Origin of the sequence: Maricaulis sp. (assembly GCF_048268525.1) — a bacterium.
Classification (GTDB): Bacteria; Pseudomonadota; Alphaproteobacteria; order Caulobacterales; family Maricaulaceae; genus Maricaulis.
Genome location: NZ_JBLWVH010000012.1, coordinates 79,614 through 89,895 on the forward strand (window position 1 = coordinate 79,614; position 10,282 = coordinate 89,895).

The 10,282-nt window shown below is 62.6% G+C and carries 15 protein-coding genes; 5 read left to right on the top strand and 10 right to left on the bottom strand.

All coding sequences use genetic code 11. The features are described 5' to 3' along the window. The first annotated feature begins 32 nt into the window (after nucleotides 1-32). Nucleotides 33-323 carry a DUF2794 domain-containing protein gene (locus ACN0X9_RS08130; RefSeq protein ID WP_417487110.1) on the top strand — a complete coding sequence of 97 codons (291 nt, stop codon included), beginning with the start codon at nucleotides 33-35 and terminating at the stop codon, nucleotides 321-323. A 78-nt stretch (nucleotides 324-401) separates the two neighbouring features. Here the strand turns inward: ACN0X9_RS08130 and ACN0X9_RS08135 are convergent, their stop codons facing one another. Then, nucleotides 402-1,166: a Bax inhibitor-1 family protein gene (locus tag ACN0X9_RS08135; RefSeq protein WP_417487111.1), complete on the bottom strand. Its 765-nt coding sequence runs from the start codon at nucleotides 1,164-1,166 to the stop codon at nucleotides 402-404. Between the two features lie 194 nt (nucleotides 1,167-1,360). On the opposite strand from ACN0X9_RS08135, the gene thpR reads away from it, so the two are divergent. After that, nucleotides 1,361-1,900, top strand: a complete 540-nt coding sequence (gene thpR, locus ACN0X9_RS08140) for an RNA 2',3'-cyclic phosphodiesterase (RefSeq protein WP_417487112.1) — start codon at nucleotides 1,361-1,363, stop codon at nucleotides 1,898-1,900. On the opposite strand, the gene ACN0X9_RS08145 is transcribed toward thpR, so the two are convergent. From ACN0X9_RS08145 to ACN0X9_RS08160, 4 genes are all read right to left on the bottom strand, one after another. Further along, complete coding sequence (locus tag ACN0X9_RS08145; RefSeq protein ID WP_417487113.1) at nucleotides 1,885-2,469, bottom strand: low molecular weight protein-tyrosine-phosphatase; 585 nt, start codon at nucleotides 2,467-2,469, stop codon at nucleotides 1,885-1,887. The genes thpR and ACN0X9_RS08145 overlap by 16 nt on opposite strands. Further along, the gene (locus tag ACN0X9_RS08150; protein ID WP_417487114.1) at nucleotides 2,357-2,995 is read right to left on the bottom strand and encodes a histidine phosphatase family protein; all 639 of its coding nucleotides are present in this window, start codon (nucleotides 2,993-2,995) and stop codon (nucleotides 2,357-2,359) included. Before ACN0X9_RS08150 ends, ACN0X9_RS08145 begins: the two co-directional genes overlap by 113 nt. A gap of 61 nt (nucleotides 2,996-3,056) precedes the next feature. Beyond that, nucleotides 3,057-4,196 (bottom strand): sensor histidine kinase, encoded by a 1,140-nt coding sequence (locus ACN0X9_RS08155; RefSeq protein ID WP_417487115.1) that lies wholly within the window; start codon nucleotides 4,194-4,196, stop codon nucleotides 3,057-3,059. Between the two features lie 178 nt (nucleotides 4,197-4,374). Next, entirely contained in the window at nucleotides 4,375-5,607 is a 1,233-nt protein-coding gene (locus tag ACN0X9_RS08160) for an argininosuccinate synthase (RefSeq protein WP_417487116.1), read from the bottom strand. 260 nt (nucleotides 5,608-5,867) lie between these two features. On the opposite strand from ACN0X9_RS08160, the gene ACN0X9_RS08165 reads away from it, so the two are divergent. Continuing rightward, complete coding sequence (locus ACN0X9_RS08165) at nucleotides 5,868-6,014, top strand: hypothetical protein (protein WP_417487117.1); 147 nt, start codon at nucleotides 5,868-5,870, stop codon at nucleotides 6,012-6,014. Here the strand turns inward: ACN0X9_RS08165 and ACN0X9_RS08170 are convergent. After that, entirely contained in the window at nucleotides 6,011-6,703 is a 693-nt protein-coding gene (locus tag ACN0X9_RS08170) for an SdpI family protein (protein ID WP_417487118.1), read from the bottom strand. The genes ACN0X9_RS08165 and ACN0X9_RS08170 overlap by 4 nt on opposite strands. A gap of 2 nt (nucleotides 6,704-6,705) precedes the next feature. After that, nucleotides 6,706-6,987 carry a metalloregulator ArsR/SmtB family transcription factor gene (locus ACN0X9_RS08175; protein ID WP_417487119.1) on the bottom strand — a complete coding sequence of 94 codons (282 nt, stop codon included), beginning with the start codon at nucleotides 6,985-6,987 and terminating at the stop codon, nucleotides 6,706-6,708. A 156-nt stretch (nucleotides 6,988-7,143) separates the two neighbouring features. On the opposite strand from ACN0X9_RS08175, the gene pyrF reads away from it, so the two are divergent. After that, nucleotides 7,144-7,836 carry an orotidine-5'-phosphate decarboxylase gene (pyrF, locus tag ACN0X9_RS08180; protein WP_417487120.1) on the top strand — a complete coding sequence of 231 codons (693 nt, stop codon included), beginning with the start codon at nucleotides 7,144-7,146 and terminating at the stop codon, nucleotides 7,834-7,836. A gap of 34 nt (nucleotides 7,837-7,870) precedes the next feature. Here pyrF and ACN0X9_RS08185 read toward each other — a convergent pair whose 3' ends face one another. The 3 genes from ACN0X9_RS08185 to ACN0X9_RS08195 form a co-directional block, all read right to left on the bottom strand. After that, nucleotides 7,871-8,443: a hypothetical protein gene (locus ACN0X9_RS08185; RefSeq protein WP_417487121.1), complete on the bottom strand. Its 573-nt coding sequence runs from the start codon at nucleotides 8,441-8,443 to the stop codon at nucleotides 7,871-7,873. A gap of 69 nt (nucleotides 8,444-8,512) precedes the next feature. Continuing rightward, the gene (locus tag ACN0X9_RS08190; protein WP_417487122.1) at nucleotides 8,513-8,953 is read right to left on the bottom strand and encodes a hypothetical protein; all 441 of its coding nucleotides are present in this window, start codon (nucleotides 8,951-8,953) and stop codon (nucleotides 8,513-8,515) included. Continuing rightward, complete coding sequence (locus ACN0X9_RS08195; protein ID WP_417487123.1) at nucleotides 8,943-9,170, bottom strand: DUF1674 domain-containing protein; 228 nt, start codon at nucleotides 9,168-9,170, stop codon at nucleotides 8,943-8,945. The genes ACN0X9_RS08190 and ACN0X9_RS08195 overlap by 11 nt, the downstream gene beginning before the upstream one ends. A 53-nt stretch (nucleotides 9,171-9,223) precedes the next feature. On the opposite strand from ACN0X9_RS08195, the gene htpX reads away from it, so the two are divergent. Beyond that, entirely contained in the window at nucleotides 9,224-10,120 is an 897-nt protein-coding gene (htpX, locus tag ACN0X9_RS08200; RefSeq protein WP_417487124.1) for a zinc metalloprotease HtpX, read from the top strand. The last annotated feature ends 162 nt before the right edge of the window (nucleotides 10,121-10,282 follow it).

Consider the following 10,282-nt stretch of genomic DNA (forward strand, 5'->3'; position numbering starts at 1 on the left):
CTCCTACCGCGAGACGCAAGCCGGACCCGGTAATGTGGACCCGGCGCGAGCTGGACGCAATCCTGCGCGTCTATGGGCGTTTCGTCGCCCAGGGCGAGTGGAAGGACTATGCCATTGACGGCTTGCCGACCGAGGCGGTGTTCTCGATTTTCCGCCGTCACAGCGAAATGCCGATGTTCTCGGTGGTGAAGACGCCGGCCGACGCCAACCGTCAGGGACAGTACAAGGTCGTCGCGGTGAGCGGCCAGATCCTCAAGCGCGGCCATGATCTCACCCAGGTGATGACGGTGTTCGACAAGAAGAAGTTCCGCGTCATCGACTGATTGTCCGGGACGTCCAGACAAAGAAAAACCCCGGAGCAGATGCTCCGGGGTTTCTTGTTTCAGCCTGATGGCAGGGTGCTATTCGCGGCTGCCAAGCAGTGACAGGATGATCTGGAACATGTTCACGAAGGCGATGTAGAGGTTCAACGCCCCCATATTCGTCATCACGGCCATCGAACGCTGGTCACCGGCAATCTGATAGTAAGTGACCTTCAGTGCCTGGGTCTGCCAGGCAACGACGCCCGCCATCAGCAGCAGGACGCCAAACTGAAGCAACAGCTCGAGCATGCCGGACTGGAAGAAGAAGGCGTTCATCAGGCCCAATGCGATCGCACCGAACATGGCCATGAACAGGAAATTCTGCAGCGGCATCAGGTTACGCTTCGTGGTGTAGCCGAACACGGACAGGGCCAAGAAGGAACCGGCCGTAATCACGAAGGCCTGAGCAATGGTTCCGAAATCAATCGCAAGGCTGCGACCGCCAACTGATTGAACAACCTGGTTTTGGGAGGCGATGATGACCCAGAAACTCAGACTGGCGCCGATCAGAACGACAATGGCCCAGTAAAGGATCGCCGAGCCGGCCGGTGATGGATTGCGCATGAAGAACATCGAACCGAACAAGAGGGCCAGCGGACCCCACTGAACCACGAACAGCAACGGTGTTCCGAAAACCAGTTGGGTCAGGGGCGGGTAGGTACCCACCGCATAGGCGATGGCGGCCGACAGCAGCAGGCCAAGGCCCATCTTGTTGTAAACGCCGAGCATGAACTTGCGCAGGCCGGCATCCACCGACATGTCCAGCGTACCGGAGCCGGAATAGGTGCGGGAAAAATCATTCATTGTGGACGTCTCTCTTGGCTACGCGCGCCCACACGGGCGCTTTGTCGTCAATATATCATGATCCCCGGCCGGGAAGGCAAGTTTCGGCTGTCAGTGCAACGGGGGACTGGGGCGCCGAGAATCCCGCCGAACGGGACGGCATTGCTTCGACACCCGAAATCACCCTAGCTGGAGGGCCGACCGGATGATGAGTCATGACGCTTCGCCTGTTTGCCGCCCTGCCAGTCCCGGACAGCCTGCACGCCGAGATCGAGCGCCTGCAAAAGGGTGTGCCCGGCGCCCGTTGGCGGCCACACGAGAATTTTCACATTACCTTGCGCTTCTTCGGGGCAATGGATGAGCGACAGGCCGAAGACCTGGATGCGGAACTGGCCCATATCGCCATGCCGCCCTTCGATCTTGCGCTACTTGGGTCCGGGTGGTTCGGCAAGCTTGACCCACGGTCACTCTGGCTCGGTGTACGCCCCAGCGAGGCGCTGTCAGAGCTCAACATGAAATGCGAGCGGGCGGCGCGGCGGTGCGGGCTGGAGCCGGAACACCGAAAATTCCATCCACACATGACGCTGGCCTATCTGCAGGGCACGCCGATGGACCGGCTGACCAGGTTCGCGGAGCGCACCGGCGGCTTCGCGACCGAGGCCTGGCGAGCGACCCATTTCACGCTCTATTCAAGCTGGACCTCACGGGGCGACAGCAACATCTATGAGCCCGAGGCGGATTATCCCTTGCTTTGATCACAGCGGAGCTGGCCAATCAGGCCATCGACTGACCGCTCGATCATGCTCAGCACACGATCAAACCCGTCCTCGCCGCCATAATACGGGTCCGGGACATCAACACCGGTCTCGCCTGCCCAATCCATCATCAGGCTGATCTGCGCGCCCCGGCCGGCACCCGGCATCGCGCGCAAGTCGCGCAAATGGCTGCGATCCATGGCGATGATGTGGTCAAAGCGAGAAAAGTCGTCCGGCTCGACCTCACGCGCGCTCAGTCCGGAAAAATCATGCCCACGCGCCGCGCCTGCCCGCGCCGCGCGCTCATCCGGGGCCTCGCCGGCATGCCAGCCGCCTGTACCGGCACTGTCCACCTGCCAGTCCAGCCCGACGGCCGATAACCGCGTTCGTGCGACCGCATGAGCGGTTGGGGAGCGGCAGATATTCCCGGTGCAGACAAAGAGCAGGCGCACGCGATCAGTCGGGAATGGAGAACGCGTCCGGCAACACGACCAAGGACCAGTCCTCGCCCGATCCGTAGAGCCAGAAAATGTCACCATACGCGTCTTCGGGAAGCCGGCCTTCGTCATCGCATCCCGCAGCCTGTGCCGCTTCGGGGCCCGCATAGGCGGACATCCACAGGCAGGACGTGTTCGAGTGCTCACCGACCAGCGTCCAACCGGACGTCGCCGCATCAACGTCTGCGTAGGCGTCGGCGCGAAGCCGGTCCACCGTCTCGCCTTCCAGACATCCGACCGCATAGCCATCGACGGCCTGATGCGCGACGACCTCGACCCCACCGGCTGCCGCAGTCAGACGTGTCCGGCAAGCGGCGCTTGAGAAAGCACGGTCGACAGGCGTGTCGCCGATCAGCGCGGCCAGTCGCTCGACCATGATGTCGCCTTCAGGGCTGAGCGGGCACTCCATGCCATTGCAATCCGGGGAAACCTTCAACGCATGCCGCACTACAAGCACATGACGGTCTGCCGCCCGAAGCTCTTCGCGGATTGCTTCCGGCGCAAGGCCGAACAAGGCAGCATGATTGGCACTACCCGACAGGTCGCCACAAGCTCCCAAGCCAAGCGTGGCCATCATCAGGGTCAGAATGAATTTCATCGACAGATCCTCCAGCGGGCACTCTAGCGCAGCATGTCGGACAGGCGAAGCGTCGAGGCCGTCAATCCTGTCCGGTGCCCTCCGGCTCGACCTGAACACGCAGACGGACCGTAACGCGTGTGCCTGATCCGACCTGGCTCTCGATTTTCATATTGCCGTCCATCAGGCTCGACAGGCGTCGGCAGATCGCCAGGCCGAGGCCGGATTCGCTGCTGGACCCGCCACCGGCCCGGTCGGACAGGCGCTCCAACAATGAGGCGTCAATGCCCACTCCGGTATCCGTGACCCGGTACTCGACCCAACTCTTGCCAGCCCGGTCACCGTCCATGGCTACCGCGATGGAAACGGTTCCAGTTGGCGTGAACTTCATGGCGTTCGAAACAAGATTGTTGAGGATCTGGCGAACCCGGACCGGATCACCCAGAACCGGCCGGGCCGCGTCATCTCCAATTTCGAGATTCAGTTTCAGGCCCTTCTCGCCGGCCAGCGGCTCGAACAATCCCATGACAGTTCGCGCCAGCTCGGCCGGCTGGAATGCGACACTGCGCAATTCGACCTTGTTGTTCTCCAGGCGTGCCAGGTCAAAGACATCGGTCACACGCGCAAGCATTGCCTGGGCGGATCGCTCCATGGTGGCCAACAGCTTGCGTTGAGACGGATCAAGGTCCGTGTTCGACAACAAGCCGGACAGGCCCAGAATGCCATTCAAGGGCGTCCGCAATTCGTGGCTCAGTCCCAGCATGAATTCCGACCGGGACTGGCTTTCCGCGCGCTCATTCTTCGCGCGCGCCTTGAGCTCCGCTTCGCGCTCGCTGCTGCCGTCGAGTTCGTGCTCCAGAGCTTTGTGGGAGCTCTTCATGCCTTTCAGAATTCCCACCACCCGGCGAAGCAGCCACACAAATCCGACAACAAGAAAACCGGTCGCTGCAACATCCGAGACACCACGAAGCTCGGTCTGGATGAAAGCTGTCACCACTGGCTGACGGGCGGCGTCGAGGAAAAACGGCCCGAACAGAAGGAAGCCGGCACTGACGAGGTGATAACCGGCCCAGATGAGCAGTCCGATGGACAATACCTGCACAGGCCGGATGGCCCCTGCCTCACGCAATGGGTCGGCATTCCGGAACATGACGACCATCGCCGCGATCGAGGTCGCGGCGAAAACCAAGTCCAGCATTGCTGTCAGCAGGATGGAGTGCATGCGTCCCTCACCCTCCGCTCAGACCCATCGATGCGTCGATGCTAGGGGTGAGCCCTGAACACCCTGTTAACCCCGTCGACCAGAGCCGAACAGCGTCCGCCGGGTCCACGCCAATGTAAAGAACCGGTGGGGCAAATGAATTTTTCATTCGTGCCCGGCTCCGACAGGCCCGGGCATATCAGTCGTTGTGGCCCAGCCGCCGCTTGCGCCGCGCCAGCAATTGCAATCTCAGCGCATTGAGGCGGATAAAGCCCTCGGCATCCTTTTGGTCGTAAACGATGTCTTCCTCGAACGTGACATGCTCGAGCGAGTATAGAGAATGTTCGGATGACCGGCCGACGACATTCACGGAGCCCTTGAAAAGCTTCACCCGAACCTCGCCGGTCACTTCCTTCTGGGAATGATCGATTGCCGCCTGCAGCATCTCCCGCTCGGGTGAGAACCAGAAGCCTTCATATAGGAGCTTGGCGTAACGCGGCATCAACTCGTCCTTGAGATGACAGGCGCCACGATCCAGCGTGATTTGCTCAATGCCGCGATGGGCCGCCATCAGGATTGTGCCGCCGGGAGTCTCGTAGATGCCACGTGACTTCATTCCGACAAACCGGTTCTCGACCAGATCAAGGCGACCGATACCGTGAACCCGACCCAGGTCGTTCAACTTGGTCAGCAAAGCGGCCGGACTCAGGTCCACTCCGTTGATGGACACGGCATCTCCCGACTTGAAGCCAATGGTGACATACTCGGGCACGTCCGGCGCATCTTCCGGAGCCGCGGTCCGCTGGAACACGATGTCTGCCGCTTCTTCCGCCGGGTCTTCGAGGATTTTGCCTTCTGACGAGGTATGCCAGAGATTGGCATCAACCGAGAAGGGCGCCTCTCCGCGCTTGTCCATGGCGACTTCGATACCGTTTTCCTCGGCATAGGCGATCAGCTTGGTGCGGGAATTGAGGTCCCATTCGCGCCACGGCGCGATGACGTGAAGGTCAGGATCGAGGGCATAGACGCCGAGCTCGAACCGGACCTGGTCATTGCCCTTGCCGGTTGCCCCGTGGGCAACCGCGTCAGCGCCGGTGGCATGCGCGATCTCGACCAGCCTCTTCGCAATCAGCGGCCGCGCGATCGATGTGCCAAGCAAGTAAAGCCCTTCATAAACGGCATTGGCCCGCACCATCGGGAAGACATAGTCGCGAACGAACTCTTCGCGCAGATCCTCGATGAAAATCTCTGAAACACCTGCCGCTTCAGCCTTGCGGCGCGCCGGTTCCAGCTCCTCACCCTGTCCCAGATCAGCAGTGAACGTCACGACCTCCGCATCATAGGCATCCTGCAACCATTTGAGGATGACAGAAGTGTCGAGGCCGCCCGAATAGGCAAGAACGACCTTTTTAACGGGCTTTTTCGCGGACATGGGCAATTTCCTTCTCGATATCTCCATGCGCGTAGCGCCGCTGTTGCTGACAGGCAAGTGTTTCACGACAGTTTCAGCACGATCATGACGCCTGCGAAGCTGGACAGGCATCATGTCCTGTCCATTCATGGCGCGATAAACCCGCCTGGCCCGCCCGTTTCGAGCAGGAAACTGAATCGCATGACGCCCTGCGCTCCACCGCCGCTGGAATATGCCGTCGTGCAACGTCGCTGATACTGCTCGCCCTTGAGGGCTGTCTGATGATCGTCGTGCCGTGGGTCGCCGGTTTTGCCTTGAGGAGCGCGCGCCTGCACCGTCAGGGAAACCCTGTGCGCGGGGTCGAGTTGTCGCAGCGCCTGGCAGAGACATTCCCCTTCCACATCTTCGCTGGCGTCACCGGGTCCTAAACGACGTCGTCCGGCGTCGACGTCTGGCGGGCCGGGTCCGACCGCCAGACGAAGAAGGAATAGATGATGCCGGTGGCAGCCGGCGTCAGGGCAGAGGCCAGCACCAGCCAGATCTGCCGATCCACCGGCAGCAGCCACACACCGGTCAGCAGGACCAGCCCGCCAACCACCATCAGCCGCCCGGTCAGTCGGTGGGTTTTGTCCCAGGCGAGATCCGAGGACAGGGTCCATGGCGTGCGGATACCAACGAACCAGTTCGGTCGCGCCTTGCCGAGCACATTGCCAAGCAGCAAATAGAGCGCGCCGACGCCCGACAGGATCAAGGTCGGCACCAGGGTCTCATCGCTCGCCGCGACCCAGCCCAGTCCGAGGCCGACAAGTATCGCCTGAACGAGCAACATCAGAGCGAGCACGCCAATCCAGACGGTCCCCAGCACGATACGGGAACGTTGCAGGTTGCGGCCGCGCGGGTCGATGGCGGGAAGGATGGCGAACACTCCCGTCAGGACGATCATGATCGCCGGAAGCAGCAGAAAAGCCTCGGCCCGGCCACCGTAGCGATCCGGTTGACCGTCCACACCCCAATGCACCGGGATCTGCGTCGTGGCGTCGGTGCCCATCCAACCAAGACCGGCCAGCGCCAGTGCCGGCACAATCAGCAAACCGGATCCGATCAATTCACGTTTCATGATCAAGCCCCCTCTTTTTTGTCAGGGTCGCCGCCTGCCAGGTCCATGAGCCAGGCAATCGCTTCGTCCGCCACGCTGGCGTTCAGTCGATAGAGAATTGTCGTGCCGTGACGCTCCGCCACGATCAATCCCGCATCCCGCAGGATCGAAAAATGTCCCGACATTGTCGGCTTGGACACGGGATAGCGATCAGCCAGAGCGCCTGCCGAACTGGGCCCGTCGCGCAAGGCCCGCAACACGTCGCGCCGCACGGGATGGGCCAAAGCCTTGAAGACATCACTCATTGACGCGGTCACCTCTTGCCGCAGCAATAGTTCGGCAGGTGCCTAATCACAAGGCCATTTACGACGATTCCAGCATCCGGTCGGCGGGCTCCGGGACAGCGACAATCGGGTCGTTGGCGCTTGCGTCAATCAATGATCACGGATTAAAAGCAGGCCATGTCACACGCCGATTCCCGCCTCATCGTCGCGCTCGACCTGCCGACGACCGATGCCGCTTGGTCGCTCGTTGAGTCCATCGGCGACACTGTCGATTTCTACAAGATAGGGCTGCAGCTTTTCCCGATGGGCGGGATGGAGCTTTGCCGCCGCATCAAGTCCACGGGCAAACAGGTCTTTCTGGACTTCAAGCTGCATGACATCCCGGCAACGGTAGAGAAAGCGACCCGGTCGATCACGACCGGTGGCGCCGACTTGCTGACCATCCACGCCGAACCTGCGGTCATGCGCGCGGCTGTTGCCGGACGTGAAGGGTCTGACCTCAAGCTTTTGGGCGTCACGGTGATGACCTGCTATGACGACGAAATGCTGGCCGAGATGGGTTATGCCTTCGGTGCCCGGGACCTGGTCCTGCGCCGGGTCGAGCAGTCACTGGAAGCCGGCGTCGATGGCGTCGTCGCCAGTGCTCACGAGGCACAGGAAATTCGCGAGCGTTTTGGCAAGGACCTGTTGATCGTGACCCCGGGAATTCGACCGAAAGGCGCGGATGTCGGCGACCAGAAGCGCGTCGCAACGCCCGCCAGCGCCCTGTCTGGTGGCGCCAGCCACCTGGTTGTCGGGCGCCCCGTCAACGCGGCACCTGACCCGAAGGCGGCTGCGGCGTCCATCGTTGCGGAAATCGCGTCGGTCTGATCCTCGCTCACAAGCGAGGCCCCCGGACCGGCCGCTACTGACCGAGCGGGTAGGTTCGCAGGGTCGCACGCCTGTCCATACGCAGAACCGGAGCGGAAGTAATCTGCGCGGGAGCCAGCGTTGAAACGCGCCCGGACCCGTCAATGACAATCACGCCCCGATAGACATAGCTGACCGTCGGGGCACGCCCGACACCGCCGACGAGACCGCCGGAAAAAAAGCTGTCATCCAGGCGCACGGTCTCCCGGGGGGCGATTTGCGCACGAGGAGTGACCTGCGCACGGGGGACAACTTGCTCACGGGACGCCGGAGCCTCTGCGGCCCTGGTGCGGATACGAGGTCGGGAGGCCTGAACGGTCGGGGCGGAGGCAGGTCGAGCAAGCGGCGGCGCACCGGCAAGCTGTGGCGCCACGCGGCGCGGCGCGGCATCGACGCCCTCCGGCATTTCGGTGAACCGGCAGGGCGGACCCGAATACTCGCCCGCCAGTGCCTCACGGATGTCTTGCGGCGAGCATTCGCGCTCGATCACGGCCTGGCCGCTGGCCGTTCCGGTGATGCCGGAAAGGGCGCCAAGCGCCGCCAAGCATGAAATCAGCGAGTGTCTCATTCCGACACACTATCAGGCTGGCTGACCTCAACTAAGCATCTGCACCTGTGACGCGAAGGGGCTTCGCCATCAGCCCGTCACAGGCGTGTCCGCCGGCTCTTCAGCGAGCCAGTCGAGGGCCGTGTCCCGCGACCGGAAAACCATGACGGTGACGCCTTCGCTGTCTCGGGACAAGGCCTGCCAGATAGCCGCGACAACCCCGTTGAACGGTGACGCGACCACGCTGGCGGCGCGGACATGTTGGCCGGGTGCGTTTTTGGCCTGCCAGGCATCCAGGCCCTGGCGGATCGACTGCACCGTTTCATAATCAAAGTCCGTGCCCGGCAGATCATCGGCATAGAGCGAGAGCCGGTTGAAGTGCGGCCGCCAGTCGGGATGGGCTGCCGCCTCGTCATAGGCGGCGAGAAGGGTCTCGAGATTAAGCGTGCCGGACCAGATGAATTCTGCCAGTGCGAGGTCCGGATGGATCCGCACCTCGCACGGGGGCGGTCCAGCCGCCTCAGAAGTCACAGATGATGCCCTTTTTCTCCCAGTCGCCATAGCGGGTCGGCTCCGGACCCTTGCGGCCACCGGTCTCCGGCTCGAGTTCGGCCTGACGCGCGGCTTTCCGGCGTGCCTCGGCCTCGGCGAGCGCGCGCCGGGCCTCCGGACTCAATGGCTTCGGAGCGGCGTCCGGAGAGGGGACGGACCGCCCCCCTGTCCCGTCTTGCTGATCATCATTGCTCATCCCATCTAGATAATCTGACAAGCACGCCCCGCCAAGACACACAGGCCCGGACAATGACAGCGAATACACTGCGAACCTTCCTTCTGCTCGCCGGAATGACGGCACTCTTCATGGGTATCGGCTATCTGCTTGGCGGCGCTGCGGGCGCCATGCTGGCCCTGATCGTCGCTGCCGGCATGAATTTGTTTGCCTGGTGGAACTCGGCCGACATGGTGCTGCGCATGCATGGTGCCCGGGAGATAAGCTTCGAGGAACGCCACCCCGTCCTTCGCCAATACGCCGGCGATGTCGAGCATCTGGCCCGACGGGCCGGCATGCCGATACCCCGTGTGTTCGTGATCGAAAGCGATCAACCCAATGCCTTCGCCACCGGACGCGATCCGTCCCACGCTGCGGTCGCGGCAACCACCGGGCTGCTCGAGCGCCTGGACCGTTCAGAAATTCAGGGCGTGATGGCGCACGAACTCGCCCACGTGAAGAACCGTGACACCCTCACCATGACGGTGACCGCCACGCTGGCCGGCGCAATCGGCATGCTGGCCAATTTCGCCCTGTTCTTCGGCGGCAATAACCGCGCCGGACTGCTCGGCTCGCTGGCGATGATGATTTTCGCGCCGATGGCCGCCATGCTGGTCCAGAGCGCCATCAGCCGGGCCCGCGAATACGAAGCCGACTGGGTCGGTGCCGAGATTGCGGGCAATCCGATGGCGCTGGCCAGTGCACTGGAGAAAATCGAGCGCTCTGCGCGCAGGACCGTGAATGCCGGTGCCGAACGCAATCCGGCCACCGCCCACATGTTCATCATCAACCCGCTCAACGGGCAGCGCATGGACAATCTGTTCTCGACCCACCCGGATACCGCTGACCGGATTGACCGTCTCCGCCAGATGGCCGGCGCCCGGGCCACACCCAATCCCGGACCTTGGGCGCGACGCGGCCCGTGGGGCTGATCCGAACGGCGGCTTGGCATCGACGGGGCGGGGTCTGCGTGCTAGCCCGGCGCCATGAGTGACGGTATTGCCCCACGCCGCGCTGCGGCGCTTGCCTATCTAGCTGTGATGAAACAACGCCGCACGCTCGAAGCGGCGCTGGAGCACACCCCCGACTTCGCC